The sequence below is a fragment of the Blautia sp. XA-2221 genome, assembly GCF_028767025.1.
Classification (GTDB): domain Bacteria; phylum Bacillota; class Clostridia; order Lachnospirales; family Lachnospiraceae; genus Blautia_A.
This window is the reverse complement of sequence record NZ_JAJQXX010000006.1, coordinates 49,048-68,362: the sequence shown is the minus strand read 5'-3', so window position 1 is coordinate 68,362 and position 19,315 is coordinate 49,048. Positions and strand designations below refer to the sequence as shown.

The following is a 19,315-nucleotide window of genomic DNA, read 5'->3' as shown; positions in this document are numbered from 1 at the left end:
ATAGGGTGACAGCCTGCTGAGATGGGCTAATTTTCGTGTTCCTGACGGTACTGGCTAAGATTGTAGGAAAGCCGCATAAGGCTCTCGGAAAGATGTACATTCTCTACGATCACATCATCAGGAGTATCCAGATCAATATGCGCAAAATTCCAGATTGCCTTTATTCCGTTCTCAATCAGAATATTTGCCATATCTCCGGCCTTATTTTTCGGAAGCGTAAGGATTGCGATCTCAATCTGATTTTCCTTCAGGAAAAACGGAAGATCGCTGATCATCTGAATCTCAATTCCCCGTACTGCGATCCCTTCCAGTACAGGATTGATGTCAAAAATACCCATCAGCTTAAATCCGCGTTTTTCAAAATCCACATAGTTTGCCAATGCCTGTCCCAGATTACCGGCACCCACAATGATCATGGGATGAACCGTATCCAGCCCCAGGATTTTTCCGATCTCTGTGTACAGGTATTTCACATTATATCCGTATCCCTGCTGTCCGAATCCGCCAAAATTATTCAGGTCCTGACGGATCTGAGACGCTGTCACATGCATTTTTTTGCTGAGGTCATTGGAAGAAATACGCTCCACATTTTCTTCCAGCAGTTCTCCAAGATATCTGTAATAACGCGGCAGCCTTTTTATCACTGCTTTTGAAATTTGTTTTGCCTCCACGGAATGATCCTCCTTCTGATTTCCTATTAATTATAACGAAATGTTATTTTATTGTCAAATAAAGTTTTTTCGCTATGCAAAGGCTTTTTGGTCTTTACAAAATCATTGTAAAAGCCTTATAATCTTACAGTACATATTAAGATAAATTAAGGCAATCTGTGGAGGAACAACAATGATTTTAGCATGTCAGGGCATCTGTAAATCCTTTGGCGAAAAAGAGATTTTAAAAGATGCCTCTTTTCACATAGAAGAACGGGAAAAAGTCGCACTGATCGGTAATAACGGCGCAGGAAAGACCACTTTGCTGCGTATTATTATGGATGAGCTTTCTGCCGATTCCGGAAACGTGATCCTGGCAAAAGACAGACGAATGGGTTATCTGGCCCAGTATCAGGATATTTACGGACAGCGTACCATTTATGAAGAACTTCTTACAACCAAGCAGCATATCCTTGATATGGAAGAGCGTATGCGCTCTATTGAGCTGGAAATGAAACATGTACAGGGTGAAGAGCTGGAACAGCTTATGAACACATATACCAGACTTACCCATGAATTTGAACTGGAAAACGGCTATGCATACAAAAGCGAACTTACCGGTATACTGAAAGGTCTGGGATTTGGAGAAGATGACTTTGAAAAACAGATTGAAACTCTTTCCGGAGGACAGAAAACAAGGGTAGCCCTTGGTAAGCTTCTGATCTCTAAACCGGATATCCTTCTTCTTGACGAGCCTACCAACCATCTGGACATGGAAAGCATCGCCTGGCTGGAAACATATCTTTTAAATTACCCGGGAGCTGTCTTTATTGTTTCCCACGACCGTTATTTCCTTGATAAAGTAGTAACAAAAGTCGTGGAGATTGAATCTGGTCAGGTGATTACTTTTCAGGGCAACTACTCTTCTTATGCAGAAAAAAAAGCGCAGCTGAGAGATGCTCAGTATAAAGCATACCTGAATCAGCAGCGGGAAATTAAACATCAGGAAGCTGTGATCGTTAAACTGAAGTCCTTTAACCGCGAAAAATCAATTCGCAGAGCAGAAAGCCGCGAAAAAATGCTGGACAAGATCCAGAGGCTGGACAAACCTGTGGAAATCCAGACTCATATGCGTCTTTCTCTGGAACCGAGAACCGTTAGTGGAAATGACGTTCTTACTGTAGAGGGACTTTCCAAAAGTTTTCCCGGGCAGACTCTTTTTACCGATATCTCTTTCCAGATAAAAAGAGGAGAACGGATCGCTCTGATTGGAAATAACGGAACCGGAAAAACTACAATGCTGAAGATTCTTAACAGCATTCTTCCTGCTGACTCCGGGAGCTTTTCTCTGGGCTCCAAAGTCCAGATTGGCTACTATGACCAGGAACATCATGTACTTCATTCAGAAAAAACTATTTTTCAGGAAATTTCGGACTCCTATCCCACACTGACGGAAACAGAGATCCGCAACATGCTTGCAGCCTTTCTTTTTACCGGAGATGATGTTTTTAAAGAGATCTCTTCTCTTTCAGGTGGAGAAAGAGGAAGGGTTTCTCTTGCCAAACTAATGCTTTCAGAAGCCAATTTCCTGATTCTGGACGAACCCACCAACCACCTGGATATTGCTTCCAAAGAGATTCTGGAGGAAGCCTTAAACAGCTACAGCGGAACAGTTCTCTATGTTTCTCATGACCGTTATTTTATCAATCAGACTGCAACAAGAATTCTTGATCTGACCCATCAGGCTATTGTAAATTATATCGGCGATTACGATTATTATCTTGAAAAAAAAGAGGAACTGACCGAAAAATACGCCCCTGCCCTGTCCGCTCCCACAGAAACACAGGCATCGGAAACAGGAAGCTCTGACAGCAGGCTGTCCTGGCAGCAGCAAAAGGAGGAACAGGCTCGCAGACGAAAACAGGAAAACGAACTGAAAAAAACAGAAGCCAGAATTGAAGAACTGGAAAAAAGAGACAAAGAAATCGATGAAACTCTGGTACTTCCTGATGTGTGTACCAATGTGGCACGCTGTACCGAACTAAGTCGCGAAAAAGAAGCTGTCCTGAAAGAACTGGAAGAATTATATGAAAAATGGGAAACCCTCGCCTGAGGATTTCCCGTTTTTCATGTAGAAAACCGCTGTGCATATCCGCCCAACAGCTCCTGTTTATTTTTCTTTTCCACCCAATTATTTCATAATGCGGTCCAGAGATTCCCGTACTGCAAGAATAAAATCTCTGCTGGAAAGCACTTTTGGATGTTTGATCGTTGTGATCATGGCAAGATCCTTTGTCATTTTTCCGGATTCAATCGTAGAAAGAGTTGCTTTTTCCAGTTTCTCTGCAAACTCAATCAGGGCTTTATTTCCATCCAGCTCTCCTCTTTTACGAAGCGCGCCTGTCCATGCAAAAATTGTTGCCACTGAGTTAGTAGAAGTTTCTTTTCCTTCCAGATGTCTGTAATAATGTCTCTGTACTGTTCCGTGAGCCGCTTCATATTCATAGTATCCGTCCGGAGAAACAAGAACAGAAGTCATCATGGCAAGAGAACCAAAAGCGGAAGAAACCATATCGCTCATAACATCCCCGTCATAATTTTTGCAGGCCCAGATAAAGCCGCCTTCTGCTTTCATTACACGGGCAACCACATCGTCAATAAGACTGTAAAAATATGTCAGACCCGCCGCATCAAATTTTACTTTAAATTCCTCTGTAAAGATCTTCTGGAAAATCTCCTTAAATTTGCCGTCATAAGTTTTGGAAATAGTATCCTTGGCTCCAAACCACACATCCTGCTTTGTATCAAGAGCATAATTAAAGCAGCTTCTTGCAAAGCTCTCAATAGATGCTTCCATATTGTGCATTCCCATGGCAACACCCGGAGCCTTAAATTCCTGTACAAGAGAACGTTTCTCTTCCCCGTCCTCAGAAGTATATACCAGTTCCACCTTACCAGGTTTTTCTACATAAAATTCTGTGTTTTTATACACATCACCATATGCATGGCGGGCAATGGTAATTGGTTTTTTCCAGTTACGGACACAGGGCTCAATCCCCTTTACGACGATTGGCGCACGAAATACCGTTCCGTCAAGAATGGCACGGATGGTACCATTTGGACTTTTGTACATTTTTTTCAGATCATATTCTTTCATTCTGGCATGATTCGGAGTGATCGTAGCACATTTTACTGCAACACCGTATTTTTTCGTTGCATTGGCAGCATCTACGGTTACCTGGTCATCTGTTTCATTCCTGCAGGCAAGCCCGAGATCATAATATTCCGTATTCAGATCCACATAGGGAAGCAGAAGTTCCTCTTTGATCATCTTCCAGAGAATACGAGTCATCTCATCTCCGTCCATTTCTACCAGGGGTGTTGTCATTTTAATCTTATCCATGTATTTTATCTCCTCTCCGGTGAAGTACGTTCTGTTGAGTATTGTACAAAAAAACTCCCCTTACGTCAACGCTGATGCTTTCACTTCATAAAATATTTATGATTCTGCTGATTCTCTTTCCCCTACAGTTCCAGAAACCGTTCCAGGTTAAATCTGCCCCATCCCTGCTGATTTCTGGAAAGCCCCATATCATCTGCGCTGTCCCTCAGCATCATTTTGATCTCTACATTAGTAAGAAGAGGATCTTTTTCAAGAGCCAGAGCAACAGCCCCTGAAACAAGGGGTGTGGACATGGAGGTTCCGCTCTTCGTACGATAACCGCCCTTTGATGCGCATGAAACAATTCGATTTCCAGGAGCCACAAGATCCGGTTTGCATACACACTCAAATGTAGGACCTCTTCCGGAAATCCCCTCCGTTCCCACAAGCATATCACTGGAACCAACTGTAATAATCTTCCGACTGCTTCCCGGCGCTGTAATACTTCCGGGCAGCGGTCCCTGATTCCCTGCCGCAGCAATAACCACCAGTCCCTGATCCCACAGTTTCTCAACTCCCCGGATCAGACTACTGTGTCCTTTCCCATTTTTACAGGTGGTTCCCACAGAAATATTTACAACACGAATATTGTACTTTTGCATATAACGGAGAATCCAGTCAAAAGCGCACAGTACATCCTCTCTGCTTCCATTTCCAAACCGGTCCAGAACCTTCAGACCAATGATCTCACACCCCGGAGCCACTCCTCTGTATTTTCCTCCGGAGGCTGTTCCATCTCCACAGAGAATCCCGGCCACATGAGTTCCATGTCCATTGTCATCATAAGGTATGGATTTATGAAAAATAAAATCAGAAAAAGCGCAGATTCTGTTTCCAAAATCCTGATGAGGATAGATTCCTGTATCCAGAATCGCCACACCTACACCCTTTCCGGTATAATTCATTGTTTTCATGAATATACTCCCAAAAAGAAGCTTTATTTTAATGTATTCAGTCTTAGAATTTTTTGCGAATTTTATAGAATAAGAATATTTTTCATAGAATTGCCAATACTGTAAACTATCGGAATGATTCCATATGGATCACAGTTCAGAGCTGACAGGACGCTGACCTGTCTGAAAAAAAGCAGTGTAAAAAAGGAGGGTTCCAATGACCTTTATTTTATTTCTTATCATATTTTTCTGTTTTCAGTCTTTTGTACTGTTCTGCTGTGTAGCTGCGGGAAATGACCCGGCCTCTCAGCTGATCTCAGATCAGGAGCAGATGGACTATATCAAAACATGGATGGAAAAACACGAAAGGTAAACAGGGTTCTAAAAAACAAACCGCAGGGAGACCGTCATAAAATCTCCTTCTGCGGTTTCTTACATAATGCTATAACGGATCAGAGGCTTGCTCTGATCACCTTTGGCTTACAACCTGCATCTTCCAGAGCCTTTACAATCTGATTTTTATGTTCTGTTCCAAAGGCCTCCATGGTTACTTTCAGCTCTACAGCCGCATTACGGTTGGTGGTAACGAACTGGTTATGGTCAAGCTTAATGACATTTCCCTGATTCTGGGCTATGATACCTGCTACACGCACCAGCTCTCCGGCTTTATCCGGGATCAGCACAGAAACTGTAAAGATACGGTCTCTCTGGATCAGTCCATGCTGGACTACAGAAGACATGGTAATTACGTCCATATTTCCGCCGCTTAAAATAGAAACTACTTTTTTTCCGGTAAAATCCAGATGGCGAAGCGCTGCCACAGTAAGAAGGCCGGAATTTTCTACGATCATTTTATGATTTTCAACCATATCCAGAAAAGCCATAATCAGCTCATCATCTTCAATGGTAATGATACTGTCCAGATTTTCCTGAAGGTACGGGAAGATATGCTCACCCGGAGTCTGCACTGCAGTACCGTCCGCTATGGTATTTACATGAGGAAGCGTTACAACTTCTCCTTTTTCCAGAGAGGCTTTCATGCAGGCTGCACCTGCCGGCTCTACTCCGATCACCTTAATATGGGGATTAAGAAGCTTCGCAAGAGTGGAAACGCCGGTAGCCAGACCGCCGCCGCCAATAGGCACAAGAATATAATCTACAAGCGGAAGCTCCTGGACAATCTCCATGGCAATGGTTCCCTGTCCGGTAGCAACTGCCGGATCATCAAAGGGATGAATAAACGTATATCCCTCTTTTTCAGCCAGCTCCAGAGCATAAGCGCAGGCCTCGTCATAGACATCGCCTTTCAGAATCACCTCTGCGCCATAGCTTTTAGTCCGTTCTACCTTAATGAGTGGTGTTGTGGTAGGCATTACGATCACTGCCTTTACCCCAAATTTATGGGCGGCATAGGCAACACCCTGGGCATGATTCCCGGCCGAAGCAGTGATCAGGCCTTTTTCTCTTTCCTCATCTGATAATGTGCTGATCTTATAATAGGCTCCGCGCACTTTATAAGCGCCTGTCCTCTGCATATTCTCCGGCTTCAGAAAAACTCTGTTTCCGGTCAATTCTGAAAAATAACTGCTTTTGATCAGCTTTGTCTCCTGCGTTACTTTTTTTACAATCTCTGAGGCTTCCTCAAAATTCTCCAGTGTAAGCATAGCCATTTTTTCCTCCCCGTATTTTTAATCTTCTTTTTCCTTTTCGTTTACATCAAACAATGCATTTACAAAAGTATCTGCATCAAACTTCTGAAGATCATCAATGGTTTCTCCTACTCCGATATATTTTACCGGAATATCAAGCTCTGACTGGATCGCAACTGCGATTCCTCCTTTGGCAGTACCGTCCAGTTTTGTCAGGATGATACCTGTCACATTGGCAACCTCTGCAAACTGTTTCGCCTGGGCAAGGGCGTTCTGTCCGGTTGTTCCATCAAGGACTACCAGTGTTTCAAGATACGCCTCCGGATACTCCCGCTCCAGAATACGGTAGATCTTTCTCAGCTCTTCCATGAGATTTTTTTTGTTATGAAGACGTCCTGCCGTATCGCAGAGCAACACATCTGCATTACGGGCTTTTGCAGCAGCTACAGCATCGTAGACAACAGAGGCCGGATCCGCTCCTGACTGTCCGCCGATGATCTCCACCCCGGCGCGGTCAGCCCACTGAGAAAGCTGCTCTCCGGCAGCTGCACGGAACGTATCTGCTGCCGCCAGGATCACTTTTTTTCCTTCATCCTTTAACTTTCCTGCCAGCTTGCCTACAGAAGTAGTTTTTCCTACTCCGTTGACGCCGATCATCAGGATTACTGACTTACGGTTTTCAAACTCGTATTCTGTGCTGTCCACCCTCATCTGGTCTTTGATGCTGTCGATCAGAAGCTGCTTACATTCCATAGGATTTTTGATATGTTTTTCCACAACCTGCTTTTTCAGATTTTCAAGAATTGCAGAAGTGGCGTTGATACCAATATCTCCCATTACAAGAATCTCTTCCAGCTCTTCATAAAAGTCCTCATCTATACTGGAATATCCACTGAAAATCGAATCGAATCCCGCTACAATATTATCCCTTGTTTTTGCCAGTCCGCTGACAAGCCGTTTAAAAAAGCCTTTTTTTTCTTCAGCCATACTCATGCCTCCTTTTTATTTGCTCAGCTGATTTTCTACAAGATCTACAGAAACCAGCGTTGATACACCCTTTTCCTGCATGGTAATACCATAAAGCCTGTCTGCCGCATTCATGGTTCCACGCCTGTGTGTAATTATAATAAACTGTGTATTTTTCGTCAACTTCTGAAGATATGAAGCAAAACGTCCCACATTGGAATCATCCAAAGCCGCCTCAATCTCATCCAGCAGACAGAATGGGGACGGCTTCAGATTCTGGATAGCAAAAAGAAGCGCTATAGCTGTCAGAGCCTTCTCACCACCGGAAAGCTGCATCATATTCTGAAGTTTTTTGCCCGGAGGCTGAGAAATAATCTTAATCCCCGCCTCCAGAATATCCTCATCCTCAGCAAGCTCCAGTGTTCCTTTTCCTCCGCCGAAAAGTTCTTTAAAGGCCTTGTCAAATTCTCTCTGGATGTCATGGAATTTTTCTGCAAACTGTCTGCGCATTCCCTCATCCAGTTCCTGGATGATTCCTTCCAGAGTTTTTTCTGCCTGTACCAGATCCTCATACTGTCCGGAAAGAAACGTATGTCTTTCCAGAAGGTTTTTGTAATCTTCAATGGCGTTGACATTTACAGAACCAAGTCTACGGATTTCATCTTTGATCCTGGAAATATTTTTTTTCATTTCCTGCCTGTCCGTCAGCTCTTCTTTTCTGTGGGAAAGAGCGCTGTTTGGAGTGATCTCATATTCTTCCCACATATAAGAAATCTGAGCCTCCCTCTGCTCTTCCACCTTTTCCTCCTGGCTTTTCAGGCGGAAACATTCCTTGTCAAGAAGAGAGGTTCTTTCCGAAAGCTGGTCCCTTTTTTCAAAAAATGCCTTGTGACTTGTATTTCGCTCTTCCTTCTGCTGCTGTTTCTCTTCCTTCTGTTCCTGAAGTTCCTGATCCAGCTTTGCACATGCCTCCACTGCATTTTGCAGGTTCCGGATTCCTTCCTGCTTGTGCTTTGTCTCTTCTTCACTTTTCTTGAGATTTTCTTCCAGTTCACGGTTTTCTCTCTGAAAACTTTCCATCTCTCCTAAAAGGCGGATCATGTTTTCCTGAAGGAAGTGCTCTTTCTGAGAAAGGGAAGATTCTTCCAGACGAAGCTCCTCCAGCTCCTTTATTTTGGAAGCTTCCTCTGTTTTCCATTCTTCCAGTTCCTTCTGCTTGGTTTCAATGAAAATTTCCAGTTCTTTCTCATCTCTCTGAGAAGCCTCCAGTTCCTTGGCAATACTGGAATGATCTGCCCTGATCTCCACTGCCTGACGGCGCAGCTCTTCCTTTTCCCGGTCAATCTGACCGTAACTCTTCTGAATACCTGCTTCCTTTTCCTCCAGTTGTTTCAGATTCATTCCGGCTGTATTCTGTTCTACATACTGCTGTCTCAGCTTTTCCTGGAAATCTGCAATGGCATCCCTCAGGACATTTCGCCTGCTGCGGTTGTCTCCGATTTCTTTCTGAAGCTCCTGAAGCTCTTTTTTCAAAAGTTCCACACTGCGTTCCAGTTCCTCGATTTCCCGTCTTCGTCCAAGGAGATTGCTGTTATTTTTAAATGCTCCACCGGTCATGGAACCACCGGGACTTAACGATTCACCCTCAATGGTAACCATACGAAGGCTGTGCCTGTACTTTTTCCCAATGGCAATAGCATGGTCAATATGATCCACTACCAGAACACGTCCCAGAAGATACTGTACCAGTCCGCTGTACTGAGACTCTGCCTGAACCAGAGTATCTGCTGTTCCAATCACACCTTCTTCTCTCAGCACTTCCCTTTGAGAAATACCGCCTCTTCCGCTCATATTGGACAAAGGAAGAAAAGTGGCCCGGCCAAAACGGTTTTTCTTCAGAAATCCAATCATCTTTTTGGCTGTCTGTTCATTGTCTGTGACAATGTTCTGAATACTTCCCCCAAGCGCGGTCTCAATGGCGATCTCATAATCTTTCTGCACATGAATGATGTCTGCCACCACTCCGTGGATTCCCGGTTCTCTGTTTTTCTGCTCCATTACACGGCGGATGCTGTTTCCGTATCCGTCATATCGTTCTGTAAGATTTTTTAAGGATTCCAGCCGAGAGGACTCTCTGTGATAGGCTGCCTGGCCGTTTTCCATCTGCCTGCTCTGAGCCTTCAGTTTTTCCTGAAGCTTCTGAACCTCGCCATCCAGACGCACACACTCTTCATTCATGGAATCAATCGTGTGGGTCACACTGTCATATCGGGACTGAGCCTTGCTCTTTTCAGACGCAAGCGCCTCCTCTTCTGTTTTCAGATGAAGGATACGCTGGCTGACAGAAGCCTTACGGATATCCAGCTGCTCCATCATTGCATCGAAACGCTGAGCCTTTCCTTTTGTGGTCGCACGGCTGTTAAGGATCTCAATAATTTCATTTTTCCCATCTTCTACAGCCGAGGTACATGCTGATACTTCAGCCTGAATGGTTTCCAGTCGGTGATTTTCCTCTTTCAGACGTTGCCTCTGGTTTCCCAGCTTTTCATGAAGAACTTCTTTTTCCTCTGTCAGGGATTCTTTTTCCCGTTCACGTTTTTCCAGTTCCTCCTTCAGAACCTCCAGACGGTTCCTGTAATGATCGCTGTTCTGCTGCCCTGCGTGGATCTGTTCTTCCAGGATCTGGATCTGACTTTCATACTGCTGTCTGGAAAGCACATTCTGCTGCTGTTTTTCCTTCAGTTCTTCAAGCCTTGTATTCAAAGCCTCCAGTTCCTGTTCCAGGCGTTCATACTCTACCTTTGTCTGTTCATAGGCCTCTTTTGTTTCAGAAAGTTCTTCCTGTGCCCTTTCTGACTTTTCTGCCAGCTCTTTCAGAATATGACCTGTTTCCTCATAATCCAGAAGAAAAAGATTCACGTCCAGATCACGAAGCTCTTCTCTTTTTGTAAGATAAATCTTTGCTGTTTCCGACTGCTTTTCCAGAGGTTCCAGCTGTTTTGTCAGCTCGCTTAAGATATCTGTCACACGGACAAGATTCTGTCGCTCTTCCTCCAGTTTCTTGATCGTAGTATTTTTTCTCCGCTTAAATTTTACAATTCCGGCAGCCTCATCAAAAAGCTCCCGACGTTCCTCAGGCTTTCCACTTAAAATCTTATCAATCTGCCCCTGACCGATAATAGAATAACCTTCTTTTCCAATACCGGTATCATAAAACATTTCCTGGATATCTTTCAGGCGACAGTGACTTCCATTGATCAGATATTCACTTTCTCCGGAACGGTACAGCCGTCTGGTAACTGTTACTTCATTAAAATCCACCGGAAGCTTATGATCGCTGTTATCCAGCGTAATCGCAACTGATGCAAAGCTTAAGGGTTTGCGAAGCTCTGTTCCGGAAAAAATAACATCCTGCATATTTCCGCCGCGAAGCTGCTTGGCACTCTGTTCACCCAGTACCCAGCGGACCGCATCACCTACATTGCTTTTGCCACTGCCGTTAGGTCCTACGATACCTGTGATTCCATTATGAAATTCAAAATTGATCTTCTGGGCAAAGGATTTGAATCCGTGTACCTCTATGTTTTTTAAATACATATTTCACCTTTACTGTTTGATTTTGCGGAGCGCCTGGTAAGCTGCCGCCTGCTCTGCGGCTTTTTTGGTATGTCCGGCGCCGCTGCCTGCGGAAATGCCGTTGATCCGTACCTCAACTTCAAACTGTTTGTTGTGATCCGGTCCGCTTTCTCCTGTAAGCACATACTCTATCGGCTGCTTTCCGTCCTCCTGCACAAGTTCCTGCAGGATTGTCTTGCTGTCATAAAAAAGCTGCTTTCTCTCTATATCATTCAGAATAAATTTCAGCACAAATTCCCTGGCACTCTCAAATCCACCGTCCAGGTAAATCGCACCCAGAAGCGCTTCTGTGGCATCAGAGACAATGGAATCCCGCATTCTTCCACCTGTCATATCCTCTCCTCTTCCCAGAAGAAGATATTCCGGCAGTCCGAACTGTCTTGCACAGTAAGCAAGACTGGGTTCGCATACAAGGCTTGCCCTTTTTTTTGTCAGCTCACCTTCCGGAAGCTGCGGAAAACGGGCATAAAGCACATCGCTGCTGATCAGCTCCAGAACAGCGTCTCCCAGAAACTCAAGTCTCTCATTACAGCCCAGCTTCCCGAGCTTTTTTTCATTGGCGTAGGAGCTGTGTGTTAACGCCTGACGCAGTAATTTTTTATTGCGGAACCTGTAGCCGATCTTCTGTTCCAACTGATCCATAATCTTTCCCTCTTTCTGTTAATTCTCCTGCTGGCTTTCCGCCTTTACAGAAGGCTGAATCCGTTCTGCGATTTTTTCATTGATCTTCTGCTGTTTAAACTGGACGCACTGAAAAACCGCATTTTTAATTTCCACTGCCTTTGCGCTTCCATGGGTCTTTACCACAAGTCCTTTCAGACCCAGTAAAGGAGCACCGCCATATTTCGTTGTATCAAAATCCTTCAGGGTTTCTTTCAGCGCAGGCTTGATCAGAAGCGCTCCTATTTTGCTTCTGAGATTCTTCATCATGCCGCCCTTGATCTTTTTGATCAGAGAACCGCTGACGCCTTCATAAAGCTTCAAAATCACATTTCCCACAAAAGCCTCGCACACGATCACATCCGCATAGCCAGAAGGAATATCTCTTGCCTCAATGCTTCCGATAAAATTAATGCCTTCGGTTTCTTTCAGGATCGGGAAAGTTTCTTTTACAAGAGCATTGCCTTTTTCTTCCTCTGCCCCGTTATTGACAATAGCCACTCTGGGATTTTTGATTCCCACAACCTGTTCCATATAAATAGAACCCATTTTTGCAAACTGAACCAAATGAGAAGGTCTTGCATCCACATTTGCTCCACAATCAATCAAAAGGCTTACGCCCTCCATGGTAGGGATCAGAGGTGCTAAAGGGGGACGCTCCACTCCTTTAGATCTTCCCACAAGTACCTGTCCACCCACAAGAACAGCGCCTGTACTGCCTGAGGAAACAAAAGCGTCTGCCTCATGTTTTTTTACAAGATTCAATCCCACTACAATAGAAGAATCCTTTTTTTTGCGGATTGCAAACACCGGAGGCTCTGCCGTCTCGATCACCTCTGAGGTGTGTACGATCTGTATTCTGTCTTCAGGGTATCCCTGATATTTATCCAGTTCTTTTTTAATTACGTCTTCAAGTCCGGTAAGGATCACAAAAATATCCTCACGTTCCTTTACGGCTTCTACGGCTGCCTTTACAGGTTCCTCAGGTGCATTGTCGCCTCCCATGGCATCCACAACAACTTTTACTAATTCTGCCATAATACGCCTCCTGTTAAAATTTCAAACTTTATCATACTAAATCTGAAGGGGTAAAGTCAAGAGATGTCAGAAAATTACAGGACGTTTTGCAGATTCTCTCCATCCAGCACCGCCTCTGTAAGCCTGTCCCCCTCATAGGTCAGCTTCAGTGAAAAGAAAGGGACATTTTCTCTCAGAAGTCTCAGGAAAATCTTATCCCCCTCCCACAGGTTCAGATCCAGAAGATTCTCCTTTTTCACCCATTCCAGAACGCCTTCATCACAGTCTTTCATCTCTCCGGTAAAACCGTCTGCTGTGTAAAGACACATATATTCTGTTCCGTAATCTTTCTGTGTAAAGGTAACGATCCCCCGGAATTTCCAGGAAGTCAAAGTCAGTCCGGTTTCCTCGTATGCCTCCCTTAAAAGACATTCCTCCGGACTTTCCCCCTCCTCAAAATGTCCTCCGATACCGATCCATTTATCTTTGTTTACGTCATTTTTCTTTGACACTCTGTGAAGCATCAGATATGCTCCATCTTTTTCTACATAACAGAGTGTTGTCATAGGACTTTTTTTCACAGTCCGACACCTCCTGCAAAAATTTATTTCCTGTTCTGAGCTTCGATTTTTTCCGCAAGATCATTCAGGTAAACCCAGCGGTCCATTTTTTCTTCCAGAAGGGCTTCCACCTCTTCTTTTTCCTTTGTCAGCTCATTAAGCTTTCCGGAATTTGTGGCATTATCCATAATATCCTGATTCAGCTTTTCAAGCTTAGCTTCCAGCTTCGCAATGTCTTCATCAATAGTATCGTATTCTCTTTGCTCCTTATAAGAAAATTTAAGCTTTGTGGGGCGGTTCTGTTTCCAGGTCTTTACAGAATCCTTTTCTCCGGAATCAGATGCCTCTCCGTTTCCTCCGGATTTTTTCCCGCTTACGCTGACTTTTTTTCCGGAGCCAGAGTCGCTTTTATCTCCAAACCGTTTCTTTTTCGATTCCAGATAATCCGTATATCCGCCCTCATACTGAGTAAGATTTCCGCTTCTGTCAAACTCAAAAATACGGTCTGCGATATTGTCCAGAAAATATCTGTCATGAGAAACAGCGATCACAATTCCCGCAAAAGAATCCAGATAATCTTCCAGAATGGTCAGGGTGGGAATATCAATGTCGTTTGTGATCTCGTCAAGAAGCAGTACATTTGGCGCTGCTGCAAGCACTTTCAGAAGATACAGACGCTTCTTCTCTCCACCGGAAAGCTTTCCTATTGGCGCATACTGCATAGAAGAGTCAAACAGAAACTGCTCCAGAAGCTTTGTTGCGCTGATCAGCCCGTCCTTTGTGGGAATATACTCTGCAACATCCTTAATATAATCAATTACTCTCTGACTGGTGTTCATTTCCTCAATTTCCTGGGAAAAATATCCGATCTTTATTGTTTCTCCGATTTCTACTTCTCCGCTGTCCGGCTGTATGATTCCGGCAATGATTTTAAGAAGCGTAGATTTTCCGCAGCCATTTGGCCCGATAATTCCCAATCGCTGGTTTTTCAGTACAATATAGTCAAAATCCCGGATACATACCTTATCGCCAAAGCTTTTGGAAATATGATGAAGCTCAATGGTCTTTTTGCCCATTCTTGTTTCTACAGAATCAATCTCCACATTCATGTCACGGACAGGCGCTGTGGCATTTTTCAGTGTTTCCAGACGGTCAAGCCTTGCTCTCTGCTTGGTCGTTCTTGCACGGCAGCCTCGTTTTGCCCATTCCAGTTCCATCCTCAAAATACTCTGACGCTTTCTCTCTGATGCCAGTTCCATTTCTTCTCTCTCTGCTTTCATTTCCAGAAACTGAGAATATTTTGCCTCATAGGTATAAATCTTTCCATGGCTGAGTTCCAGGATCTTATTTGTGACACGATCCAAAAAGTATCTGTCGTGAGTCACCATGATTACTACTCCCTTAAATCGGTTCAGATAGTCTTCCAGCCATCCTGCCATTTCATTGTCCAGATGGTTGGTAGGCTCATCCAGAATAAGAACGTCTGTGGGATTGATGAGAACTCTGGCCAAAGCGACTCTTTTTTTCTGTCCTCCGGAAAGATGATCGATTTCCTCCTCATGATCCACAATGCCAAGTTTATTCAGGATCATATGAGCGTCTGTTTCCGGATTCCAGTCCTGCTCCCTTTTTCCTGCAGTGACATAAGAAAGGATTGTAGCTCCCTCTGGAAATTCCGGATGCTGGGAAAGATAAGAAATGCGCAGTCCGTTCTGCATGATCACCTGTCCACTGTCCGGCTCTTCTGTTCCTGCCAGAATCCTTAAAAATGTTGTTTTTCCTGTTCCGTTGATTCCAATCAGCCCAATCTTATCTCCCTGATGGATTCCCACTGAAATATCGTCAAAAATCACTTTATCACCATAGGTTTTGCTGATATGTTCCATATTTAAAATATTCATATAATTAAACTCTCTGTACTTTCTTATTTATTTTACTGTAAATGGACAAATTTCTGTATTTTTATGATTTTATTCTCTGTTATTTTCCACCTTTGGAAACTTCCTCAAATAGTAGATCACAAACAGCACTGCTGTGATCCCCCAGGATACTGGATAACTGAGCATAATTGTCTCAATCCCCGGAAAAACAGGAAGAACTGCCAGCATCCAGGTAATCCTCATGATGCACACACCGCCGCAGGTTAAAATCACAGGTACAAGTACTTTTCCTGCTCCGCGGAGCGCACCGGAAAGAATTCCAATCGCAACATAAAGGAAATAGGACGGCATCAGATAGCGCATCATATAAACGCCGATTTCTACCACCTGGTTATCCGTTGTAAACAGCCTGTACAAAGGCTCTGAAAAAACAATCAGAAGACCGCTGAGCAGAAAAGCCGAACTGTAGGACATCCCCAGACACACCCGCACACTTTTCCGCATTCGTCTTGTTTTTCCTGCACCGTAATTCTGTCCCACAAAGGTGGTTATCGCAATGGAAAAGGCATTAACCACCATCCAGAATACTGCGTCGATTTTCCCAAAAGTACCCCAGGCAGCTACATAGTCGGTTCCCAGACGGTTTACAAATACCTGTATCACAATGTTTGCCACACAGTACATGGCAGCCTCAATACCTGCCGGGATCCCGATCCGCAAAATTGATTTAAGCGCAGCTCCGTAAAAACGGATCTTTTTTATTTCCAGTCGGAAAAATCCATGATCCCTCATCAACATTCCCGTAACAAGAACTGCACTGACACCCTGACAGGATACCGTAGCAATGGCAACTCCCCTGACGCCCATTCCGATAGCCACAACCAGAATAATGTCCAGAACAATATTTAAAAGACAGGCAACCATCAAAACATAAAGAGGCCGCCTGGAATCTCCCATTGCACGAAGCACAGAAGCTCCCATATTATAGACAAGATTAAACACGATCCCCATAAAATAAATATGAAGATAAGTTCTGGAATCTGTCATCAGTTCAGCCGGAGTATTCATTGCTTCCAGCACTGCATCTGACATAAAAAAGCCTGCCATCCCAATGACCACTCCTGCTGCCAGAGAAAAGGCAAAAGACGTATGTACGGTTTTGTCCAAGTTTTTTCTGTCCTGAGCTCCAAAAAACTGAGACACAACAACCGCAGCTCCGGAAGTTAGCCCCACAAACACCTCAACGATCAGATTGACAATCTGATTGACCGATCCTCCTACTGCCGCCAGTGCTTCCTTACCCACAAAACGACCGACAACAATTGTGTCGGCCGTATTATAAATCTGCTGAAAAAAAGTTCCGAATACAATCGGAAAGAAAAATAATAAAAGCTGCTTCCAGATCACACCCTCTGTAATCTGATTTCTTTTGTTCATATTCGCTCTCCCCCGAGATAAAAAGTTCCTCTGCTATGCAGTATAGCAGAGGAATCAGGGAAAATCAATTTTTTGTTAGTTTAATATTTTAAGATTATGTGAGTGCTTCACATATCCATTGCGGGAAATTTCCATCTGAAGTTCTCTCAATCGGTTCTCCTTATGCCTGAATACCTCAGAAGCATCCTGAAAATGACAGCTGCTGCAGATACTTCCAAGTTTCATCATTACAGCTCTCTTTGCATATCCTGCGGCAAGGCTTATTTTCAGATATCCATATAAAAGGTAGCAGCCGACTTTATGAAAAATTCCGTTTTCATACCGGGAATGGCTTCTCAGATAAGCGGCCATACAAAATACAAGAATCACAGCAAAAGAAATAATTGAAATCTGTTCTGCAAACGTCATGATCATCGACCTCCTTAAAGAAGCATCTTTATTGTTTTCTATATATTAACTCTTTTGTTTATAATTGTCAATCTTTATTGTCGAAATCACGAAATTTTAACATTTTTTGCAATTATCCTTTTCCGAATCAAATACTGTTTCCAATAGCATCAATAATCTCTTTGTAATCCAGATCTTCCAAGCCGTTCCCTGCAGTGGAGGGATAATGTATTACATTATTCCAGTTTTCCGTAACAACACTCCATTCCTCTTCATAAGGCGCAAATAAAACCAGCCGTTTAGATGAGTCAGAAATCTGTCCTGGACATTGCTCATCTCCCCACCAGGATGTCAGCTCTCCAAAAGATTCTGCCATCCCCACAGGATAACAGGAGGCCTTTTTGCCATGTCCCAGCTTATGTGTGGAGGCATCTGTCCAAACTACAATAATATTTCTTCTCTTATCGCCTCCTGAAGTCCATTTTGACTTAATCGCATATCCCAGAGCCTCAAGACCATCCTCCGGTGTATCGCCGCCGCCTTTTGCATGAATACTTTTTACACATTTCTCAAAATCCTTTGACTGTTCGGGAAGCCGAAAAAAATCAGTTACCATCATTGCAGCATCACCATCTGCAAGATAATCCCGAAAAGCAATAACCCGAATCCGCATTTCATTAATATGTTTTCCTTTTTTCTCCATGGCCGCTGTCACATCATTGTAGAAATTCAGCGCATTGTTTTTCACTGTATTGATTACAGGCCGCATACTGGCTGTTGCATCAATACAAAATACCATATCTACATTATACTTAAATAAATAATTTTCTCCCATTTTCATTTCTCCTAACGTATTTTCTTCTTTCAAAATCTTCAGTATTACTGACTTACGAAATTGTTATAAATCTTCCGGCTTATAAAAATAATTATAAAAATCTTCCGGTTCCTTTTCCTGATGAATAATTACTTCCGTTTTTTTGTCAAAAGTTTTTGCATCCATTTCTGTCCTTTTTGGTTCTTCTGGGTTATTTATTACCTTTGTCCCACATTGTCCGCAAAAAATTGAATCTTCTTCTAACATTGCTCCACAATATCCGCAAAACATATCGTCCGCTCCTTTTTTATTTTATAATTCTATTTCATTTCATAAATCTGTTTTTTACTGCAAATCTCCTGCCGTATAAAAAAATTCTTCTCCATTACCAGTCTTTTCCTCACTTTTTTCACTTATGTTTGATGTTAAATTCAGAATCAACTTTGATGAATTCTCTCGATCCATCTCCAGATTCTCCCATTTTTCAAGAAATTCTGCAAGACTGATGCGCTTTTCCGAAGCTGGCTCCAGCATTTTTTCCAAAATCATCCTGTTTCCAGAACTTATGCTGCCATGCAGTCTGATTTCCCCTTTATCAAGAAGAGACTCAAATACATAATGATATTTATTGTGGTCAAAATCCGGCAGTTCCCCTGTCAGAATCTGATGGAAAATCAAACCTAATGCAAAAACATCAATTTTTGCAGACAACTGTTTATCTTCTTCACTGGCAATAGCCCGGACTGTTTCCAGAGCAAAATACACAGGGTCTCCATGAATCTCTTTATTAGCAGAAAGAACCTCACTTTCCCAGAAACAATTATCAAAATCAATCAGTTTTGCTGTTACTGCACCTGATTCCATACGCTTCAAAAGAATATTCTCAGGTTTTAGGTCACCATGTATGATTCCTTTTTCATGAAGCCTGAAAACGCTGTGAGCCAGTATTCTGCATAATCTTATTTTTTCTCCCTCACATAAATTTTCAATGTTCTCCCATCCAATTCCATTAATTTTTTCCATCGTAATGTAATACTTGGTATCACACCTGAAAAATTCGCAGATATTTACCAGATTTCCATCTGACGCTTCATTCAATGTACTGTATAATAAACTTGCTCTGTTTTCGTATTTTTCGCAGATTTTTCTTTTGCGTGCTGTCATTTCCGGCCCAAGAAGGCTTTCATCTACCGGATAAACCGGCGCCAGAAATTCCTTAATAAAATAATCGGTTTCATTCTTTCTGGCAAATGCCCATTTTGAAAAACCACTGTTGTCTGTTTTTAGATCGCCTTCTATGACATATCCGTTTATTACCTTCATA

General features: G+C 43.2%; 17 protein-coding genes and 1 pseudogene. 3 read left to right on the top strand and 15 right to left on the bottom strand.

What is annotated here, in order from left to right:
* Positions 1-26: 26 nt before the first annotated feature.
* Complete coding sequence (locus tag LU279_RS07060; protein WP_022067669.1) at positions 27-671, bottom strand: redox-sensing transcriptional repressor Rex; 645 nt, start codon at positions 669-671, stop codon at positions 27-29.
* A gap of 226 nt (positions 672-897) precedes the next feature.
* Between LU279_RS07060 and abc-f the strand changes: the two are divergent.
* A pseudogene (gene abc-f / locus LU279_RS07055) lies at positions 898-2,292 on the top strand (ribosomal protection-like ABC-F family protein); the annotation flags it as partial.
* Positions 2,266-2,763: a hypothetical protein gene (locus LU279_RS13595; protein WP_442870144.1), complete on the top strand. Its 498-nt coding sequence runs from the start codon at positions 2,266-2,268 to the stop codon at positions 2,761-2,763. The pseudogene abc-f and the gene LU279_RS13595, both read left to right, overlap by 27 nt.
* A 78-nt stretch (positions 2,764-2,841) precedes the next feature.
* Here the strand turns inward: LU279_RS13595 and LU279_RS07050 are convergent, their stop codons facing one another.
* A complete protein-coding gene (locus LU279_RS07050; RefSeq protein WP_274421849.1) occupies positions 2,842-4,053 on the bottom strand; it encodes an NADP-dependent isocitrate dehydrogenase in 1,212 nt (403 codons plus the stop codon).
* 122 nt (positions 4,054-4,175) lie between these two features.
* Complete coding sequence (locus tag LU279_RS07045; RefSeq protein WP_274421848.1) at positions 4,176-5,006, bottom strand: S8 family peptidase; 831 nt, start codon at positions 5,004-5,006, stop codon at positions 4,176-4,178.
* Between the two features lie 196 nt (positions 5,007-5,202).
* Here LU279_RS07045 and LU279_RS07040 point away from each other — a divergent pair, with 196 nt between their 5' ends.
* On the top strand, positions 5,203-5,358 hold the full coding sequence (locus LU279_RS07040) for a hypothetical protein (protein ID WP_274421847.1): 156 nt from the start codon (positions 5,203-5,205) through the stop codon (positions 5,356-5,358).
* A gap of 79 nt (positions 5,359-5,437) precedes the next feature.
* Here LU279_RS07040 and ilvA read toward each other — a convergent pair whose 3' ends face one another.
* The 12 genes from ilvA to LU279_RS06980 form a co-directional block, all read right to left on the bottom strand.
* Positions 5,438-6,649 carry a threonine ammonia-lyase gene (gene ilvA / locus LU279_RS07035; protein ID WP_274421943.1) on the bottom strand — a complete coding sequence of 404 codons (1,212 nt, stop codon included), beginning with the start codon at positions 6,647-6,649 and terminating at the stop codon, positions 5,438-5,440.
* 24 nt (positions 6,650-6,673) lie between these two features.
* Positions 6,674-7,621: a signal recognition particle-docking protein FtsY gene (gene ftsY / locus LU279_RS07030; protein WP_274421845.1), complete on the bottom strand. Its 948-nt coding sequence runs from the start codon at positions 7,619-7,621 to the stop codon at positions 6,674-6,676.
* Positions 7,622-7,636: 15 nt separating this feature from the next.
* Entirely contained in the window at positions 7,637-11,197 is a 3,561-nt protein-coding gene (smc, locus tag LU279_RS07025) for a chromosome segregation protein SMC (RefSeq protein ID WP_274421844.1), read from the bottom strand.
* 9 nt (positions 11,198-11,206) lie between these two features.
* Entirely contained in the window at positions 11,207-11,878 is a 672-nt protein-coding gene (gene rnc / locus LU279_RS07020) for a ribonuclease III (protein WP_274421843.1), read from the bottom strand.
* A gap of 18 nt (positions 11,879-11,896) precedes the next feature.
* Positions 11,897-12,934: a phosphate acyltransferase PlsX gene (gene plsX / locus LU279_RS07015; RefSeq protein WP_274421842.1), complete on the bottom strand. Its 1,038-nt coding sequence runs from the start codon at positions 12,932-12,934 to the stop codon at positions 11,897-11,899.
* A 74-nt stretch (positions 12,935-13,008) separates the two neighbouring features.
* The gene (locus LU279_RS07010) at positions 13,009-13,494 is read right to left on the bottom strand and encodes an NUDIX hydrolase (protein WP_330684586.1); all 486 of its coding nucleotides are present in this window, start codon (positions 13,492-13,494) and stop codon (positions 13,009-13,011) included.
* A 23-nt stretch (positions 13,495-13,517) separates the two neighbouring features.
* The gene (locus tag LU279_RS07005) at positions 13,518-15,374 is read right to left on the bottom strand and encodes an ABC-F family ATP-binding cassette domain-containing protein (protein ID WP_274421840.1); all 1,857 of its coding nucleotides are present in this window, start codon (positions 15,372-15,374) and stop codon (positions 13,518-13,520) included.
* A gap of 69 nt (positions 15,375-15,443) precedes the next feature.
* A complete protein-coding gene (locus LU279_RS07000; protein WP_274421838.1) occupies positions 15,444-16,790 on the bottom strand; it encodes an MATE family efflux transporter in 1,347 nt (448 codons plus the stop codon).
* A gap of 75 nt (positions 16,791-16,865) precedes the next feature.
* Positions 16,866-17,198, bottom strand: a complete 333-nt coding sequence (locus LU279_RS06995; protein ID WP_274421837.1) for a hypothetical protein — start codon at positions 17,196-17,198, stop codon at positions 16,866-16,868.
* Between the two features lie 127 nt (positions 17,199-17,325).
* Positions 17,326-18,012, bottom strand: coding sequence for a vWA domain-containing protein (locus LU279_RS06990; RefSeq protein WP_274421836.1), 687 nt, complete (start codon positions 18,010-18,012; stop codon positions 17,326-17,328).
* Between the two features lie 63 nt (positions 18,013-18,075).
* The gene (locus tag LU279_RS06985; protein ID WP_274421835.1) at positions 18,076-18,282 is read right to left on the bottom strand and encodes a zinc-ribbon domain-containing protein; all 207 of its coding nucleotides are present in this window, start codon (positions 18,280-18,282) and stop codon (positions 18,076-18,078) included.
* 54 nt (positions 18,283-18,336) lie between these two features.
* Positions 18,337-19,314, bottom strand: coding sequence for a protein kinase domain-containing protein (locus LU279_RS06980; protein WP_274421834.1), 978 nt, complete (start codon positions 19,312-19,314; stop codon positions 18,337-18,339).
* Position 19,315 lies beyond the last annotated feature (1 nt).

Excerpts from the sequence above, each read along its gene's own strand:
- LU279_RS07050 (WP_274421849.1), bottom strand. The coding sequence starts at position 4,053 with ATGGATAAGATTAAAATGACAACACCCCTGGTAGAAATGGACGGAGAT.
- LU279_RS07045 (WP_274421848.1), bottom strand. The coding sequence starts at position 5,006 with ATGAAAACAATGAATTATACCGGAAAGGGTGTAGGTGTGGCGATTCTG.
- LU279_RS07040 (WP_274421847.1), top strand. The coding sequence starts at position 5,203 with ATGACCTTTATTTTATTTCTTATCATATTTTTCTGTTTTCAGTCTTTT.
- ilvA (WP_274421943.1), bottom strand. The coding sequence starts at position 6,649 with ATGCTTACACTGGAGAATTTTGAGGAAGCCTCAGAGATTGTAAAAAAA.
- ftsY (WP_274421845.1), bottom strand. The coding sequence starts at position 7,621 with ATGGCTGAAGAAAAAAAAGGCTTTTTTAAACGGCTTGTCAGCGGACTG.
- smc (WP_274421844.1), bottom strand. The coding sequence starts at position 11,197 with ATGTATTTAAAAAACATAGAGGTACACGGATTCAAATCCTTTGCCCAG.
- rnc (WP_274421843.1), bottom strand. The coding sequence starts at position 11,878 with ATGGATCAGTTGGAACAGAAGATCGGCTACAGGTTCCGCAATAAAAAA.
- plsX (WP_274421842.1), bottom strand. The coding sequence starts at position 12,934 with ATGGCAGAATTAGTAAAAGTTGTTGTGGATGCCATGGGAGGCGACAAT.
- LU279_RS07005 (WP_274421840.1), bottom strand. The coding sequence starts at position 15,374 with ATGAATATTTTAAATATGGAACATATCAGCAAAACCTATGGTGATAAA.
- LU279_RS07000 (WP_274421838.1), bottom strand. The coding sequence starts at position 16,790 with ATGAACAAAAGAAATCAGATTACAGAGGGTGTGATCTGGAAGCAGCTT.
- LU279_RS06995 (WP_274421837.1), bottom strand. The coding sequence starts at position 17,198 with ATGACGTTTGCAGAACAGATTTCAATTATTTCTTTTGCTGTGATTCTT.
- LU279_RS06990 (WP_274421836.1), bottom strand. The coding sequence starts at position 18,012 with ATGGGAGAAAATTATTTATTTAAGTATAATGTAGATATGGTATTTTGT.
- LU279_RS06985 (WP_274421835.1), bottom strand. The coding sequence starts at position 18,282 with ATGTTTTGCGGATATTGTGGAGCAATGTTAGAAGAAGATTCAATTTTT.
- LU279_RS06980 (WP_274421834.1), bottom strand. The coding sequence starts at position 19,314 with ATGAAGGTAATAAACGGATATGTCATAGAAGGCGATCTAAAAACAGAC.